This is a genomic window from Cryobacterium sp. MDB2-A-1, from assembly GCF_004402675.1.
GTDB lineage: Bacteria > Actinomycetota > Actinomycetes > Actinomycetales > Microbacteriaceae > Cryobacterium > Cryobacterium glucosi.
Genome location: NZ_SOFK01000022.1, coordinates 428,530 through 444,254 on the forward strand (window position 1 = coordinate 428,530; position 15,725 = coordinate 444,254).

Consider the following 15,725-nt stretch of genomic DNA (forward strand, 5'->3'; position numbering starts at 1 on the left):
CCCCGCTTATGGGGCAGGTGTGATGCTGATGATGCTCGAGAGCGGCAGAGTGCGTTCGATGTCGGCACGGCGGTCCCTGGCGCGGAATCGGCCTCCGCCGACACTGGCCGGTTCGAGCAGGTAGTCGACGACGACCCCGCCCGGCATCGCAATGCTGACGATGACGGTCTGCTTGGACTTGATCGCCGAATCGAGTTGGCGGGCGAGCCAGGCGTCGGCGGCGACGTCTTCGCCGCCATCCGTGGCACGGAGTTTTTCGACCAGGATGAGTGCGAGGTCAGGGGCCTCAGGGGGGAGGACCCTGGCGAGCTGGTGCCTGCGGAGGTGCAGGACCTCTCCGTCGGAGCTCTCCGCTGCGACCGGGTACTTGGCGTCGTTGAGCGCCCAGAACACGACGTCCGAGGTGAACCGGCTCGTGAGGCGGTGGGCGTCCGCGCGGACGAGTCCGAGCGGGCCGAGGGTCTGGTCGACGGCGAGGGTGCCGAGGAGTTCATCGTCGTCCGAGCGGACGTAGCTCCGGCTGAGCGCGGTCGGTGCGGCCACCTCGCCGACCCGGATCCGTCCATACCGGCCTGCGGACTCCCGGATCAGGTACTCGATGGGCTGGGGGATGCCGGTCAGCGAGATCGTGCGCAGGAAGTCGAGGAGTGACTCGGCGGTTTCACCCGCGGCGAGCGCCCGGTTGACCGAGGTCGCCGAGATTCGGTAGCTGAGGGCCAGTTCGCGGCTCTCGACGTCGGCGAGGCCGCGGAGCCGGGCGTCGATGGAGGGAGCCAGGGGGCCTGGGGAGACGATCGAGAGGTCGTTCTGCAGGTAGACGGCGCCGACTTCTGCAGGCAGGGACGCCCCGATCGTGGCGATGGCGCCGTCGAGGTCTTCGGCGAGGACAGCGGCACCCGCCGGGCTCGTGGTCTGGTGAGCGGTGATGCCGATCAGCTCGGCGTCGCGGGCGAACTCGGTGACGCGGGTGTCCATCCACTCGCCGCCTGCTGGGTAGAGCCAGGTCACGAAGCTGCGCAGTCCCTCGCCCCAGGAGACGCCGGGGCGGTGCGCGAGGATGCTGCGCACGTCGGCGGGCAGTGCCGCCTGCCAGGAGCCGGCCAGGGCCGCCCAGCGGTGCGCAGTGCCCTCGAGGAGCCAGGCCTCGCCGGCCTCCGTCTCGTTCCAGTACCCGGTCGAGTGCGCGATGAGCTGCGCCCTGGCTGCTGTCGCGACGTAGGTGGCGACGGCGTCGATATCGATGCCCATGACGGACGAGAGGCGCTTGGTGTCCGGCAGGCCGAGTCCGCCCCGGCTGAGCTCGCGCACGGGCTCCCGGGAGAGTTCGGTGACGAGCTCGGCGATTGAGGAGACCGCCGCGAAGGCACGTTCGGCGGCGAGGCGGTCGGTGAAGCGGCTGTCGGTCGTGATCACGGTCGCGAGCGCGGAGGGCGCGGGTGTCGATGCGAGCTCGAGGGCGGACGGCAGGCCGAGGTCGGGCCAGGTGGCCAGATGATCGGCGACCGCCGGATACACCCTGAGGCCGTCGTCGGACAGGAGTGCGAGCATCAGTTCGTCGAGCACGGCTGCGCGCGCGGCGACATCCGCTCGGGTGACGGGCAGGCCGCCGAGCTCGGTGAGGCGGGAAGTGAGCGCATCGAGGCCGAGGGACGCGCCGGGCACACCCGTCGGCTCGGTCGGTTCGGCGGGCGCCTCGGTGGCGGTGACCGCAAGCACGGCCAGAGTCGACCGGTCGAGCCGGGAGAGGGCTGCCTGGACCGCGGCCGGATTCAGCAGGGCTTCGGCGAGGTCGAAGAAATCACGGATGCCGTGGGCTGAGATCGCGCGGATCTCGATCGTGCGGCGCAACGCCGCGTCGTCGAGGGCACGAAGGCGTGAGGCGAGCGTCAGCACGGCGTTACTCCCCGTTCTGTCGTGCCTCGCGAGCGCGGCGGACGGTGGTCGTCACCAGGAGAACGATGATCAGGATGAATCCAATCGGCAGTCCGACAAGCGGGAGCGCGAGGATCGCGGGCCAGACACCCTCGCCGAAGCCGTTGTTGGCGCCGGCGCCGAGCCAGGTGCCGATGATGACGGCGAAGAACGCGAGGATCGACAGGCCGACGGTGGCGGCGACCATATAGGCGAGGATGCGTTCCGGCCGGCCGGCGGCGTGTGGAGTTTGATTGGTCACAGTGTCAAGGATACGGGGCGGGGACGAGTGCAACCGAATAAGCTGGGTGCGGTTGGCGCGCATGTCGCGCGCCCGGAATTCAGCGAGGTCCAGATGCCCACCGGCAAGGTCAAGTTCTACGACGAGGAGAAGGGTTTTGGCTTCATCAGTTCCGATGACGGCCAGGAGGTCTTTCTCCACGCTTCTGCGCTGCCCACCGGAGTGACGGTCAAGCCAGGAACGAAGCTCGAATTCGGCATCGCCGATGGCAAGCGCGGCGCCCAGGCGCTGTCCGTGCGCATCATCGAAGCGCCGCCGAGCCTCGTCAAGCTCAGCCGCAAGCCCGCCGACGACATGGCCATCATCATCGAGGACCTCGTCAAGGTGCTCGACGGCATCGGTGCGAGCCTGCGTCGCGGCCGTTACCCCGATAGCGCCCACAGCCACAAGATCGCCGCCATGCTTCGCAAGGTCGCAGAGGAACTCGATGCCTGAGCAGATCCAAGACACCACACTCGACGTACCGGCTGTCGACGCCGTCGCCGATGACGCCGCGGCCGACGACGCCGAGTCGCCGGCAGCGGATGCCGTTCCCACCGACGAGACACTCGTCGCGGCTGTCGAGGTGGCCAGGGCCGCACTCCTCACCTTCACGCCGGAAGACACCATCGGCGACCCCCTCGGACACGTCGTCGAGGGTGACCGGGTCGTGTCGCTGCTCTTCGACTGCACCATGACCGGGTATCCGGGCTGGCGCTGGACCGTCACGCTCTCGCGCATCGACGGGGAATCCCTGCCGCAGGTGCTCGAGACCGAGCTCACGCCGGGGGACGAGGCCCTCGTCGCACCCGAGTGGATCCCGTGGTCCGATCGCCTCGCCGACTACCGCACGGCCCAGGACCTGGTCGCTGCGACCGCGGCCGCCGACGCTCTCGACGACGACACCGACGACGATGACGACGACACCGATGACGATGACGACGACACCGATGACGACGACGCAGACGACGACGACGCAGACGACGACGACGCAGACGACGACGATGATGAAGAAGAAGAAGAAGACGATGACATCGACCCGGACGACATCGACGAAGACGAATAGCGTCTGACGAACTACCGGCGCCTCACGCGCAGCCAGGCCAGCCCGGCGACGCCGAGGCCGACCCCGGCCACCGCGCACCACAGCCACCAGCCGAGCCCGCGGGCCGCGAGCTCACCCTGGAAAACCAGGGCGAGACCCGCGGCCACGAGCCAGGCGAGTGCTCCGATCAGGATCGGCGTGCGCGCATCCGCTTTCGCCGGCTCAGGATCGGGCCGGCGCTCGCTGTCTCTCAGCCAGAGGCGCACGAGGACCGCTATTTGCCCAGGTTGGCGACGACGAATTCGATGGACTTGACGAGCTGGCGTACGTCGTTCGGCTCGATCGCCGTGAACGTCGCGACGCGCAGCTGGTTGCGGCCGAGCTTGCGGTAGGGCTCGGTGTCGGAGATGCCGTTCGCGCGCAGCGCCTTGGCTACGGCGGAGGCATCGATCGCGTCGTCGAAGTCGATCGTCGCGACAACCTGCGAACGGTGGTCGGGGTTGACGACGTACGGCGTGGCGTAGTCAACGGTCGCTGCCCAGTCGTAGAGCACCGAGGAGGACTCGCGGGTGCGTGCGGAGGCCCAGGCGAGGCCGCCATTGCCGTTGATCCAGTCGAGCTGGTTCTCGATCAGGAGCAGGGTGGCCACGGCCGGGGTGTTCAGGGTCTGGTTGAGGCGCGAGTTGTCGATCGCGTTCTTCAGGCTGAGGAACTCCGGGATATACCGGCCGCTCGCGGCGATCTGCTCGACGCGCTCGATGGCCGCGGGGGAGAAGAGCGCCATCCAGAGGCCGCCGTCGGAGGCGAGGTTCTTCTGCGGGGCGAAGTAATACGCATCCGCCTGATCGGCGGCGTAGTCGATGCCGGCGGCGGCGCTCGTGGCGTCGATGACGGTCAGTGCTCCGGCGTCGCCGTGCACGCGGGTGACGGGCGCCATCACACCGGTCGAGGTCTCGTTCTGGGGCCAGGCGTACACGTCGACGCCCTCGGTCGGAACGGCCGCGCTCAGCGAGCCCGCCGGGGCCTTGATCACGTCGGGTGCTTCGAGGAACGGTGCGCTCGCCGCGGCAGCGAACTTGCCGCCGAACTCGCCGAAGACGAGGTTCTGGGCCTTCTTGGAAATAAGGGAGAACGCGGCTGCATCCCAGAAGGCGGTGGACCCGCCGTTGCCGAGGACGACTTCGTAGCCTTCCGGAGCGCGGAGCAGCTCCGCCAGGCCGGTTCGGACCCGGCCGACCAGGTTCTTCACCGGCGCCTGACGATGGGAGGTACCGATAATGGACGTGCCAGATTTAAGGAGGTACTCAAGCTGTTCCTGACGGACTTTGGACGGGCCGCAGCCAAATCGTCCGTCAACGGGCAAGAGTTCGGAGGGAATTATCAGATTCGACATGAGGCGATTCTAACGACCCCTAACACGGCGATAAGGTTGTGACGCACACGGAGGCACTGGGAGGCCGGCGATGACTGATCTGATCGACACGACCGAAATGTATCTCCGCACCATCCTCGATCTGGAGGAGGAGGGCATCGTCCCCCTCCGGGCCCGGATCTCCGAACGACTGGGCCATTCCGGCCCGACCGTCTCGCAGACCGTCGCGCGCATGGAGAGGGATGGGCTCGTCGTCGTGTCCGGCGACCGCCACCTCGAACTCACGATCAACGGGCGCCGTAAGGCCGTGCATGTCATGCGCAAGCACCGCCTCGCCGAGCGCCTGCTGAGCGACGTGATCGGCCTCGAATGGGAGTTCGTCCACGACGAAGCCTGCCGCTGGGAACACGTCATGAGCGAACAGGTCGAGCGCAAGATCCTGGAGATGCTCGGGCATCCCACCGAGTCACCGTATGGCAACCCGATCCCTGGGCTCGACGAACTGGGCGACTCGCCCGCCGTCGCATTCATGGCGGGAGTCACGAACCTCGTCGAGGTCGTCGCGGGGTCGACGACCCCGGTGACCGCCGTCATCCGCCGCCTCGGCGAACCGGTGCAGTTCGACCCGGAACTCCTCGCCCAGCTCAAGAACGCCGGCGTGATGCCGGGCAATTCGGCGGTTTTCTCGGCACTCGGCTCCTACGTTCTCGTCGAGGTCGCGGGGTTCGCTGAGGGTCTCGAACTGCCCAATGAAGTCGCGAGCCACATCTTCGTGGCTACCCCGGTCGCCGCTCTCTAACCGCCCGTTTCGCGGGGCAAAACCCGAACGGATGCCGGGTTTTCGGCGGTCGACAGATGACCCTTTCGTTACGCGTTCGTTATTAAATCGTCACCAAGGGGTGACAAACGGAGAAACCTCACGTACTGTCGGACGAGTCCCACAGGCCAGAACCGGCCGCCGGGCTCGAAGCAGGACGTCTCTCTTCCCGTCTCCTGGTTCGGTAACACATGCGACCAACGCATTGGACGGGGCAACTACCTAGTGTTGTCGAGGCGCCGGAGGTACACACTTTGGCCGAAGAATTAGGTAGAAGACTGTCCCGTCGAGGTTCTGCCCCGACACCCGCACGGCCGGCCCCGACGCCGGCGCAGCGTGAAGAGGCCCCCGCGCGCGGGATCTTCACCCGCCCGTCACGCCGGCGCGGCGCCATCGCCAACATCGTGATGATGACCCTGGCCGGCGGACTCGTCGCCACCATGGCGATCCCCGCATACGCGTTCGCGCCGAGTTCTCCCGGCACGGATATCGCGCACGGCACGACGGCATCCACGGCCCTCACCCGGTCCGGCGCCCAGTCGCTCACCGTCGCCGACCAGGCCTCGACCGTCAGCGTCGCCCGCGACAGCTTCAGCGCCACGACGCCGGAAGAGATCGCCGCGGCAAAGGCGGCAGCAGCATCTGCGGCTGCCGCAGCAGCAGCCGAAGCGCGCCGCGTCGCCGCGGCCGCCTCCATGACGACGTATGCGGCCGCGTATTCGGGGCCGTCGGTCTCCGACTTCCTGGCGAACCCGTCCTACCCGACGTTCAGCCTCGCATCCGTCTATAACGTCGGCCTGCAGTACCAGGGTGTTCCCTATGTCTACGGTGGGTCGACCCCGGCCGGTTTCGACTGCTCGGGCTTCGTCATGTACGTCTACGCCCAGTTCGGGATCAGCCTGCCGCATTCGGCAGCAGGACAGGGCGCCGCGGGCACCCGCATCTCCCTCGCCGATGCGCAGCCGGGTGACCTTGTCATCATGGACGGTCACGACGGCATCTACGCCGGCAATGGCAACATTCTGCACGCGCCCTATGAGGGGGCTTCCGTGAGGGTGCAGCCCATCTGGACGAGCTCGTACTACATCGTCCGCCTCGGGATCTGAGTCGCTCGGACGGGGCTTGGCGAGGCCGCGACGTGGCCTCGCCGGGCGGCAACGATGTGAACAATGCGTAACAGCTTGCCCACGAAGTGTTGTGGGGTGCTGCGCGGCGTGTCGCTTGTGCGTTAACCTGATGCTCTGTAGTACTGCGAGTCTTTTGGGAGAGCCAATGCGCGAGCGATGCACGATCCACACCATGGATGTGCGCTGCCGCTTTGCGTTGCGGCACGGCAGTCAAACTTGTCTGAGTTGCGCGTGTTCTCGCGTTTCAGACCGTAGGGCGTTGTCATTGTGACAGCGCCCTTTTTGTTTGCCCGTTTGCCCCTGACTCTCGGTGCGAGGGAGTAGATCGAATGGCTGGAAGCCGTCCAGCCCTTTTCGAAAGGGAACGAATGCGCACACTTGTTCTGAACGCGGGCTACGAGCCCCTCGCCGTGGTCTCGTTCAAACGGGCCATCGTGCTGGTCATGAATCAGAAGGCCACCATTGTGGCCGCCGACCAGGCCCACCCGGTCTGGGCGACGACCGGCTCGTGGGATCGACCGAGCGTGATCATCCTCACGCGGTACGTGCATCTCCCGCGCTCCCGTTCGCTGCCGGTGAGCCGGCGCGGCGTACTCCGCAGGGATGACCATCGCTGCGCGTACTGCGGCCGGACTGCGAATACGATCGACCACGTGCAGCCCCGTTCCCGTGGTGGCCGGGACAGCTGGGACAACCTCGTGGCCTGCTGCCTGCGCTGCAACAACATCAAGAGCGATCGCACTCCCGCCGAGATGGGCTGGGATCTGCTCTTCCACCCGAAGATCCCGATCGGGTCCAGCTGGGTCGTGCGCGGAGTCGAGCGACCATTGCCGCAATGGGACGAGTATCTTGCGCCTGCCGCCTGATCAGGCAATGTAACGGATGTGTAACGCCGGGGGTGACTTCTTCGACGGTTTCCCCTAGGGTGGGATGAACCCGATTGATACGCCACGATCCAGAGGAATCCTGTTGCCCGAGTCTGGCGTGTCCGATTCCGAAGCGAGCCCCGAGGTCTTTCTCACTCGTCGCGAACTCCGGGCCCAGCGCGAGGCGCTCCCGGCTTTGAGCCCGGCCACGGAGCAATTCCTGGCACCGAAGCCCGAATCCGTCGTCGTTCCCGCAGTGAGGCCGCGTAGCCGTTTTTCGGCCTCGCCCGCGAAGCCGGTCGGTCGTTTCCCACGCAAGCGGCGGCATCCGGTCAAGATCGCGATCGCCGTGTTCGCCATCCCGGCCATTTTCCTCACCGCGGCATTGCCCGCGTACGCCTTCACTCCGCGCGCAGCCGGTGACATGACGAGCGCAACGCACTCGTCGGGGAACAAGACCGTGCAGGGCCTCACCGTCGCAGCAGCGGCGACCGCGGTCACTGTTTCGCGTGACGGCTTCGCTGCCACCACGAAAGAGCAGCTCGCGGCGCAGGCGCTCGCGGCCAAGAAGGCCCTCGCTGCCCAGCAGGTGGCGACCGCCCGTGCCGCTGCGGCGGCCTTCGCCGTCTACGGCGTGCGTGCGGAGGGTGATGACTACCCCTGGTACAACATGCCCACCGAGTCGCAGGGTGGCGGCCTATCCCCGCTCAGTTACTACTACCGCGAGTGTGTCGACTTCGTGGCCTGGCGCCTGAACCGAGACGCCGGTTCGACCGGCTCTTCCTGGCGCTGGACCTGGAACAGTCTGACCCCCGGCGGCGGCAACGCGAGCGCCTGGGCGAGTGCGTGGTCCAACCACGGCTGGACCACGAGCAAGACCCCCGTCGTCGGCGCGGTCGCCTGGTTCAACTACAACCACGTCGCTTATGTGCAGTCGATCGGCGGTGACGGATCCGTCGTGCTCGAGGAGTACAACTGGATGGGCAGCCACGCGTATCACAAGCGCACGGTCTCGCCGAGCGACGTCGCGCTGTTCCTATACCCGCCCGCGTAATCCTGATCGGGCTCGCACCAGCTAAACTTTGACAGCCAGCCTCTGTAGCTCAACGGAAGAGCAGTTCCGTCCTAAGGAAACGGTTGGGGGTTCGAATCCCTCCAGGGGCACACTGAAACAGCCTTCGATGCCAGTGAAACGCTGGTGAAGCGCATTTCTTCGCCATCGCTAGTCGTCACGCCGTCAGCCCATTGGATGACCGCTGGCTCTGCGATCTCGAAGGCGCAGCCGACGGCACCCCCCCCCCGCCGCGTCGGAAGGGAGTTTCCGATCACAGCGAAGCGCCTTCTTATGCGGGTGAGAGTGTTGTGAAGCCGGCCCCGCTACTTCACTTCGTGGGCGGTGATAGCTTCTTCGCGGCCGCGAACTTATGGGCCGCCTCGAGGTCTTCCTGCCTATTCTTCTCGGCGAAGTTATCCCATGCTGCGAGGCGCTGGGATTGGGCGCATAGCCCGCGCAACACAGGGTACGATCGGGCTGCTAGAGGGAGCGGCACAAGCGGGGCTCCTGCCAGCTGGCGCAGCCACAACCAATGGCGGGCTGCCGGGTCTTTGGGGGTAACGATGAATGGCTCAAGCAGGACCCGTTGGATCTACATCAGTGGTGGAGCTCTAGTTGTCGCTCTACTTGTCCGACTAGCAATTGCATTCGTCGGCGCATCACAGCTAGACGGCGCTGAGGGTGGATCATCCGGCCGGGCTGCGTTACTCATTGGGGTTGCGCTCCCAATATTGTTGATCCTGGGTGTGTTCTGGGTCACCATGTGGCGCTGGCCTCGGGTGCTCAAGTCCGTCCGGGATCAGAACCCATTGGTGCCGGCGTATGTGACAACCGTGTTGCCCGAAGTTTTCGATGCCGTCGCGACTTTCGGCTCGGGCCGTGGGCTTAGGGTGAACACGTCCAGCGTCGTCATGCTTGGTGAGTACGAATGCTCATGGTGGTCGGGGTTGAGCAAGGTGTCTCAAGTGGCCGCAATCGGCTCGCTCGAGAAGATCGAGTACAGGGTTGTACAGGCACCTTATCTTGCCCGGACGCTTGAAGCACTTCAGGCGACGATTCACACTCCGTCGGGCCCCCATTCCTTCTCAATGTTCCTCAGGGACGACCAGAAGAGTGGACTGCTACCTCGTCGCGCGACCGGGGCTGCATTGCAGGACATCGCGGAACGGCTTCGACAAGCGGAGGATTTCCAGTCGTGAGTCTGGGGCAGAGGCGCGTTCAACAGGTTCCCGTCGCTCGGGACGTCATACAATCGATCGCATTCGCTGCGTTCGCTGTCTTCGGCGCATCTATGTCGCGCAGGGTCTTCCTTCAAGCCAACGGTGACTGGGCCGTACTGGTCGGCGGAGGTGGACGTAGTCCCGCAGTTCCGATGGGAGTCATGTTCCTCATGGGAATTCTCATAACCGTGATGGGGGTCGTGACAGTGGTTTCATGCGTTGTGGGCGCCAGCAGAACGATCAGGGAACGTCGTATTCAGAAAGACCAGGCGCGAGGTGGGGGCGAATCCAACTAGCGTCACTTCGCCATCTGCCGGGCCCATGTTTCCTTCCACGATCATCGTCCATGAGGTAGTCGGCTACCGCGCTCTGGACGACTGGACGTTGCACACCTGACGAGCACTTGGGCTACGTCCTGAGCTGGGTTCACCGGCGACCCCACCGCGCCAACGAGCGGCGCCCCAAGTTCCCTAACCTCGGCGCAACGCCGTCCGTCTCGACGGCGGTCCAGGTAGCAGTGATCGCGTATCTTTCCGTTGTCTTCATCATCGCGGCGAGAACCAAGGAGTATTGGTAGCCGGCTTGGACCGTCAGGTCCACAGCTGCTCAGGAGGCGCGCATTGCCGATCAATCCGTATGTGAACACCTGAATCAGATCGCCGGATATTGTCGCTGATTAGACGGGAAATCTTGGCGAGAGGGGTAGCGTTTTCGGTTGTGTCCTAAGGAAACGGTTGGGGTTCGAATCCCTCCAGGGGCACACTCTTTCACGCCGAACCGGGCCTTATCGGCGTTTCCGGTCACTTGGACCGTTGGTATCCGCCGTTTCTCTCCAGGTCTATGTGTGTACCTATGTGCGTACCCAAAAAGAAAATGGTTTGGGCCGGTTCGGCAGGCTTGCACCGCAGTGAGTCTGCGCACTTCTGGGCAATGCCCGCGGGGGCTGCAATGATCAAACCCATGGGGAAGACGAAGAGCGCGATGCAACGATCCCTCTCGAACTGGGCCGTACTGAATTCTGGGCGTGTTGCGTGGCCGCGTGTCGAGATGAGTTCGAATAACAAAGTCAACGAGTTGGCAGCCGGCAGGACGCTTGACCACGGAATCGACGACGCCCGGTCAGTCCGCGAAATCTAATGCCGATATCGTCCAGAAGGGATCGCGGTCACCCCCAGCGTTTGCTCCTGTGCTTCGTTGTAACGTTCGCAGGATTGGTGCTTTCCGGGTGCACCGCATTCGATGAGCCCACGATGTCCTTGCCCCCTGACGGATCGGCAAGAGAGCTTCGTCAGCAGGTGATCGCGGCCATTGACGCCGGGGACCAGCAGGCGCTCCAGGATCTCTTCACGTCCGCAGCGTCGGCATACAATGCCGAGAGTGCGGGTGTCGTCTTCGAACAGTGTTCCAAGATCTCTCCGGTTGGACGCGAAATGAGCAGTGCCTCCGATATCTCCCCGAAGCTGATGACGGTTGATTTGGTGGGCAAGGCGAAGCAGGGCTCGACGCTGGGGCAGTCGTGCGCATTCGTATTGATCTGGTCGGGTGCGGGCCCGTGGGAGCTCGGAATTGGCAGCCCTCCTTCAAACGCGTGACGTAGGCCGCTCTAGATGCCGGGCAGTCGGCGTCACGCATGAGTGTCATGCTTGCATGGAATGGGAGTTCGCGTGCTAGCGTCTGGCCTGTGCTGCCGCCCGAGGAACACCGACCAAGGTCCCGTTGGCCGTTGTGGACGACCGTCCTCGGGCTTGTAGTTCTTTTCGCAGACGGAATCGTCATCGCCCTTGATGGTGTAGTCCGTCTGCCCGGCCCGATTGTCGAGGTCGCGCTGCTCGTCGCATTGGTTGCCGCAGTGATGGTGGCCGGCGCCACTTGGGCAGAATCGAGACGTCGCGGTATCGGGTGGGTGCGCAGTCTTGGCCGATCTCTGCGGGCGCTTGGCCGCTTCGTTTTCGACTTCTTCTAGAAGCCGTTCGCATCTGCCGCAGCAGGACCGTGGCTACGCAGATTCTCTACGCCGATTGACCCCTGGCACGGTGACGTCGCGAATCCACCGGGGCAGGTATCCGCATTGACCTCGACACGGGCGCGATCGTGATCCACCCTGAGAAAGAAGACGTCTACGTTGAGATCGCCGAGCTCAGGGGATTCCACGACGAAGCGTGGATGGTCTGGCGCCCCGGCGAGGACAGCTTCAAGGACTTGGCCTGACCGCAACAGCTCCGGGAAGGGGCCCCAAGAGACTCGCCACCTCGGAATGTAATCAAACTAGATTTGAAGGGTGAACTGGATAATCGTTGCAGGTGTCATCACCGTGATCACTGTTGTAGCCATTGTCGGGCAGCGCAAGGGGTGGGTCGACTTCTCCTGGAATCAGAGGCGTCGAGGCGGATCGATGACAATCGCCGATGAGGCATTCAATCCGACACGTTACGAAGCGCAGGTAGAGATGGACCGCCAGTCGATCTTGCCCGCGCCGGCCCCCTTGCCCGGCGACGATGACAAGGGCGCTTACCGGGGAACTATTCGCATCAAAATTTGACGATTTCACGATCTCGGCGCCGCACTTTCACAACTGCTACTGTCTGCAGAATGCTGCAACCGTTCTCGAGCTTGGCGAGTCGGCTCAGGAGGGACACGTGACCCTCGACGAGATCCGGCAGGCCATTGACACCGATCCCTCGAACGCTGCCTGGGCGAAACGAGGCGTGGGGGCCCTGTTCGTCGCGGACCCTGCCGCTCGGATTGTGATCATCGGTCAGGCGCCCGGACAGAAGGCGGAAGCCTCCGGAATCCCCTGGGACGACGCGAGCGGCGCGAAGCTGATGCTGTGGCTGGGTGTGACGGAGGATCAATTCCGAGATCCCGCGCTGTTCGCGACCTCCCGATGGACTTCTACTACCCGGGCAAAGGAACCAGCGGCGACTTGCCGCCACGAAAAGACTTTGCACCGCGGTGGCATCCGCTCATCGTCGGCCAGCTGTCTGGGATTCGTTTGACATTGCTCATCGGCAAGTACGCGCAGGACCAGTATCTCGTCGGCCGTGGCAAGCGCAACCTGACCGAGACTGTCCGAGCGTTCCGAGAGTACCTGCCCGATGTGTTTCCCGTGGTGCACCCGTCACCGCTCAACTTCCGGTGGCAAGCGCGCAATCCCTGGTTCGAGACTGACCTAGTGCCCGCGCTGAGGACCTCCGTCGCTGACGCGATCGAGTAAGCGCCCAGCGTGTCATCGACAGAGTGCCCGCTGTTCGGGGTCTGCATCGGGAGTATCAACGTCAGGCTTGGTGCCAGATTCCGACTATCTGCCGGGTGTATCGGTGGCGAGTCAGCTCGGTGACGAGGAAACCGCTGATGCTGAGGTAGCGGGTCAGGTCGACTTGGGTTCATCAAGACGTGCCGACGGACTCCGTGCTGCGCCAGCCATCTCCACGATCGACTCCGCAGCAGGGTCGGTCCGAACGCGCGAACCGCAACCGTGCCATCATGGACGCGACCGGTTCAGTAACCGTCGCGTCAAACGTGGGACTAATGCCCTCTCGGCACTTCTCCTGCGGTAGCGGCGTGAGGCTTGCGGCGTGAGGAGAGGCATGGATGCCCAGCAGGGTGCCCTTCGCGGGCGCGTGGCGGTCGTCACGGGTTCCACTCGCGGCCTTGGTTTCGCTGTGGCCCGGTTGTTGGGCCAACAGGGTGCAACCGTTGTGCTGGCATCCCGTTCGGAAGCCCACGTCGCAGCCGCCGTCGAACGGCTTCGACTGGAGGGCATTTCGGTCTCCGGGTGTCGCTGCGACACCGGGGAAATGGCCGACGTCGAGACTCTTCGTGACGAGGCCCTCCGGCAAGGGACGCTCGACATCTGGGTCAATAACGCTGGAATCTCTGGCGTTTACGGGCCCACGGCATCCACGCCGATCGACGACTTCGAGCGCGTGGTGCGAACGAATATCCTCGGAACGTTTCATGGGTCACGGGTCGCACTGCCGGTGTTCCTCTCCCAAGGCCACGGCGACCTCGTCAACCTTTACGGCCAAGGCGACCAAGGCCCGGTCGCGATGCAGAACGCATACGCGTCAAGTAAGCGTTGGGTCCGCCAGCTCACGGAGACTTTACGACTCGAAACCAAAGGAACCGGAGTCCGCGTTCACGGTATGAACCCCGGCTTGGTGACGACAGCCCTTCTCAGCCACATCACGTCACAGCCAGGATACGAAGGGCGTCTAACTGCACTCCAGGCGGTCGTTGGGCTGTGGGGGCAGGCCCCGGAGGCCGCCGCGCGTCCTCTCCTGAACCTTGTCACGTCGGACGCTGCCGAGTTTCGCAGCCTGACGAAGTTGGCCCTGGTGACCCGCGGTGTTCATAGCGTACTGACCGGACGACTACGCCGCCGCAATCGCATGCCCCTGGACGTCCGCGTCCTGGATGCGAACGGCCAAGAACGAACGATCGGGCCCGATGCAATCACGCGATGAGTCTGCGGTCAACCGCATCGCATCCTGACGGAAGGGTAGACGGTCCTGGCGTAAACATGGCTGCTCGGCCCCGCATTGGGGGAAGCGGCTGCTCGTCGCATGCGGGTAGCGTCAGGCCTCGGGGGTACGGGTGCCAATGTCTGACGATGTGGGTGGGCGCGTTGACTTTGCGGGCATTCAGGCGCTGTCCTCGCGCGGAGCTGGCTATTCGGTGGCGGCGAAATGCCTGCAGGTCCAGGCTGACGCTGAGGCTCTCGATCCTTCCCTGCGGTCCTCCGACGGAGTGACGCTTCACGCGGATGCCCGGTCCTGGTACGTGGGCGCTCTCGGCGAGATCGAGGTCGGCTTGCTTCTTGCTGCGCTAGGTCCGAAGTGGTTTGTGCGGCATGCGGTGCCGATCGGTGCCGGCACCAAGGATGTGGATCACCTCGTCATCGGGTCCGGGGGAGTGTTCGCGATCAACACGAAACACCACGCCGGCGCATCCATTTGGGTGGGCGACTTCGTGCTTCGAGTCAACAACGTCAACACCCGGCATTTGAAGCAGGCGCAGAGTGACGCGACGGATGTGGGCCGACGGTTGACGACAAAAGTCGGGTTCCCCGTGCCGGTCATCTCCGTCCTGGCGATTCTCGGTGCGAGGTCGATCAACGACAACCGCGCCCCCGCCGCGGGCGCGGTCTCTGTCGTGGATGCGAAGAACCTTGTCTCCTGGCTCGTGGCCCGGCCTCAGCAATTGAGCGACAGCGAATTGGCCTTGATCGAGTTCGCAGCCGAAGAGCCGGAAACCTGGCATGTGGACCCGCGAGCGGCCGACACCCTGCGGGTAATGCCACGATTCGAGCGACTCGTTCTTCAGGTCGGGACGCTCAACGTTGCCGCTCAGGTCCCCTCCCAAGCCAAGACCGCGGCGACTCGAACAACCACTCGACCCACGACCGGTGCTCCCAACCGCGCTCTGAATCGCACTCCCGCCCGCAGTCGCGCGACTCCGTCCCGCTCCCCGGCACGACGTAAGCGTCGAGAGCGTGTGACCCTGGGTGACCTCGTCAAGCTGTGGCTCGCCTGCGGACTCATCATCGCAGCGATGTCAGTGATCGAAGGCGTCGCGAACCAGCCGTGCACGTCCCCGGCTGGTTGCGTTCTGCCGTCGCTGCTCGTGGCGTTCGCGCCGCTCCTGAATCTTGGAGTGGTGGCCGCGCTCGGTGCGGCTCTGGTCGGCACGGTTCTCTGGGTAATCCGCCGGCTCACGCAATAGATGAACGCGATGAGTGCCACCCGGCCACAGCGGCTGGATTGATGTAACGCTGCGCCTACCCGGAGCGTCTATTGAGTCTGGAGTCCAACGGAATGCATAACCGCTCGCCCAAGGACGACGTCCTCGTCGGAGGGTTGGACGACTGGGCATACGCGGCGTGGGTTTATGGCAGCACGCGGTTGAGCGGTCTGGAGGATCCTGGTCTGAGACGTGTCAAGGGCCATGAAGAACTGCCCACTGGCGGCCACGGAAAATGCCCGCTGATGGCCATGAAAACTGCCCACTCATGGCCAACAGATCTGCCCACCA

The 15,725-nt window shown here is 64.6% G+C and carries 18 protein-coding genes and 1 tRNA gene; 15 read left to right on the forward strand and 4 right to left on the reverse strand.

Going from position 1 to position 15,725, the window contains the following annotated elements:
- Positions 1–6 precede the first annotated feature (6 nt).
- The gene (locus tag E3O39_RS07020) at positions 7–1,893 is read right to left on the reverse strand and encodes a helicase-associated domain-containing protein (protein ID WP_134450057.1); all 1,887 of its coding nucleotides are present in this window, start codon (positions 1,891–1,893) and stop codon (positions 7–9) included.
- A gap of 4 nt (positions 1,894–1,897) precedes the next feature.
- Positions 1,898–2,173, reverse strand: coding sequence for a hypothetical protein (locus tag E3O39_RS07025; protein ID WP_134450058.1), 276 nt, complete (start codon positions 2,171–2,173; stop codon positions 1,898–1,900).
- A 93-nt stretch (positions 2,174–2,266) separates the two neighbouring features.
- Here E3O39_RS07025 and E3O39_RS07030 point away from each other — a divergent pair, with 93 nt between their 5' ends.
- Both E3O39_RS07030 and E3O39_RS07035 read left to right on the forward strand, forming a co-directional pair.
- Positions 2,267–2,647, forward strand: coding sequence for a cold-shock protein (locus E3O39_RS07030; RefSeq protein ID WP_134450059.1), 381 nt, complete (start codon positions 2,267–2,269; stop codon positions 2,645–2,647).
- A complete protein-coding gene (locus E3O39_RS07035; protein WP_134450060.1) occupies positions 2,640–3,257 on the forward strand; it encodes a DUF3027 domain-containing protein in 618 nt (205 codons plus the stop codon). Before E3O39_RS07030 ends, E3O39_RS07035 begins: the two co-directional genes overlap by 8 nt.
- Before the next feature lie 11 nt (positions 3,258–3,268).
- On the opposite strand, the gene E3O39_RS07040 is transcribed toward E3O39_RS07035, so the two are convergent.
- Together E3O39_RS07040 and serC are read right to left on the reverse strand one after the other, a co-directional pair.
- Positions 3,269–3,502: a DUF2530 domain-containing protein gene (locus E3O39_RS07040; RefSeq protein WP_134450061.1), complete on the reverse strand. Its 234-nt coding sequence runs from the start codon at positions 3,500–3,502 to the stop codon at positions 3,269–3,271.
- 8 nt (positions 3,503–3,510) lie between these two features.
- The gene (gene serC, locus E3O39_RS07045) at positions 3,511–4,629 is read right to left on the reverse strand and encodes a phosphoserine transaminase (protein WP_134450062.1); all 1,119 of its coding nucleotides are present in this window, start codon (positions 4,627–4,629) and stop codon (positions 3,511–3,513) included.
- A 70-nt stretch (positions 4,630–4,699) separates the two neighbouring features.
- On the opposite strand from serC, the gene E3O39_RS07050 reads away from it, so the two are divergent.
- From E3O39_RS07050 to E3O39_RS19330, 13 genes are all read left to right on the forward strand, one after another.
- On the forward strand, positions 4,700–5,407 hold the full coding sequence (locus E3O39_RS07050; protein WP_134450063.1) for a metal-dependent transcriptional regulator: 708 nt from the start codon (positions 4,700–4,702) through the stop codon (positions 5,405–5,407).
- Between the two features lie 272 nt (positions 5,408–5,679).
- Positions 5,680–6,531 (forward strand): C40 family peptidase, encoded by an 852-nt coding sequence (locus tag E3O39_RS07055; RefSeq protein ID WP_198413393.1) that lies wholly within the window; start codon positions 5,680–5,682, stop codon positions 6,529–6,531.
- A gap of 389 nt (positions 6,532–6,920) precedes the next feature.
- Positions 6,921–7,418: an HNH endonuclease gene (locus E3O39_RS07060; RefSeq protein WP_134450064.1), complete on the forward strand. Its 498-nt coding sequence runs from the start codon at positions 6,921–6,923 to the stop codon at positions 7,416–7,418.
- A gap of 118 nt (positions 7,419–7,536) precedes the next feature.
- Positions 7,537–8,472, forward strand: coding sequence for a CHAP domain-containing protein (locus E3O39_RS07065; protein ID WP_134450065.1), 936 nt, complete (start codon positions 7,537–7,539; stop codon positions 8,470–8,472).
- Positions 8,473–8,510: 38 nt separating this feature from the next.
- Positions 8,511–8,582 (forward strand) — tRNA-Arg (locus E3O39_RS07070).
- Positions 8,583–9,251: 669 nt separating this feature from the next.
- On the forward strand, positions 9,252–9,671 hold the full coding sequence (locus E3O39_RS07075; RefSeq protein ID WP_134450066.1) for a hypothetical protein: 420 nt from the start codon (positions 9,252–9,254) through the stop codon (positions 9,669–9,671).
- 1,271 nt (positions 9,672–10,942) lie between these two features.
- Positions 10,943–11,284: a hypothetical protein gene (locus E3O39_RS07080; RefSeq protein ID WP_134450067.1), complete on the forward strand. Its 342-nt coding sequence runs from the start codon at positions 10,943–10,945 to the stop codon at positions 11,282–11,284.
- Positions 11,285–11,970: 686 nt separating this feature from the next.
- Positions 11,971–12,231 carry a hypothetical protein gene (locus tag E3O39_RS07085; protein ID WP_134450068.1) on the forward strand — a complete coding sequence of 87 codons (261 nt, stop codon included), beginning with the start codon at positions 11,971–11,973 and terminating at the stop codon, positions 12,229–12,231.
- A 97-nt stretch (positions 12,232–12,328) separates the two neighbouring features.
- Positions 12,329–12,688: a uracil-DNA glycosylase family protein gene (locus tag E3O39_RS19275; protein WP_198413397.1), complete on the forward strand. Its 360-nt coding sequence runs from the start codon at positions 12,329–12,331 to the stop codon at positions 12,686–12,688.
- Positions 12,577–12,906: a uracil-DNA glycosylase family protein gene (locus E3O39_RS19280; protein WP_198413394.1), complete on the forward strand. Its 330-nt coding sequence runs from the start codon at positions 12,577–12,579 to the stop codon at positions 12,904–12,906. The genes E3O39_RS19275 and E3O39_RS19280 overlap by 112 nt, the downstream gene beginning before the upstream one ends.
- A 373-nt stretch (positions 12,907–13,279) precedes the next feature.
- Positions 13,280–14,158, forward strand: coding sequence for an SDR family oxidoreductase (locus tag E3O39_RS07095; protein ID WP_134450069.1), 879 nt, complete (start codon positions 13,280–13,282; stop codon positions 14,156–14,158).
- 136 nt (positions 14,159–14,294) lie between these two features.
- Positions 14,295–15,416 carry a nuclease-related domain-containing protein gene (locus tag E3O39_RS07100; RefSeq protein WP_134450070.1) on the forward strand — a complete coding sequence of 374 codons (1,122 nt, stop codon included), beginning with the start codon at positions 14,295–14,297 and terminating at the stop codon, positions 15,414–15,416.
- 71 nt (positions 15,417–15,487) lie between these two features.
- Positions 15,488–15,725, forward strand: a 238-nt coding sequence (locus E3O39_RS19330; protein ID WP_206751292.1) for a hypothetical protein, incomplete at its 3' end; no start/stop codon positions are given.

Excerpts from the sequence above, each read along its gene's own strand:
- E3O39_RS07050 (WP_134450063.1), top strand. The coding sequence starts at position 4,700 with ATGACTGATCTGATCGACACGACCGAAATGTATCTCCGCACCATCCTC.
- E3O39_RS07095 (WP_134450069.1), top strand. The coding sequence starts at position 13,280 with ATGGATGCCCAGCAGGGTGCCCTTCGCGGGCGCGTGGCGGTCGTCACG.
- E3O39_RS07060 (WP_134450064.1), top strand. The coding sequence starts at position 6,921 with ATGCGCACACTTGTTCTGAACGCGGGCTACGAGCCCCTCGCCGTGGTC.
- E3O39_RS19280 (WP_198413394.1), top strand. The coding sequence starts at position 12,577 with ATGGACTTCTACTACCCGGGCAAAGGAACCAGCGGCGACTTGCCGCCA.
- E3O39_RS07030 (WP_134450059.1), top strand. The coding sequence starts at position 2,267 with ATGCCCACCGGCAAGGTCAAGTTCTACGACGAGGAGAAGGGTTTTGGC.
- serC (WP_134450062.1), bottom strand. The coding sequence starts at position 4,629 with ATGTCGAATCTGATAATTCCCTCCGAACTCTTGCCCGTTGACGGACGA.
- E3O39_RS07080 (WP_134450067.1), top strand. The coding sequence starts at position 10,943 with ATGTCCTTGCCCCCTGACGGATCGGCAAGAGAGCTTCGTCAGCAGGTG.
- E3O39_RS07035 (WP_134450060.1), top strand. The coding sequence starts at position 2,640 with ATGCCTGAGCAGATCCAAGACACCACACTCGACGTACCGGCTGTCGAC.
- E3O39_RS07100 (WP_134450070.1), top strand. The coding sequence starts at position 14,295 with ATGTCTGACGATGTGGGTGGGCGCGTTGACTTTGCGGGCATTCAGGCG.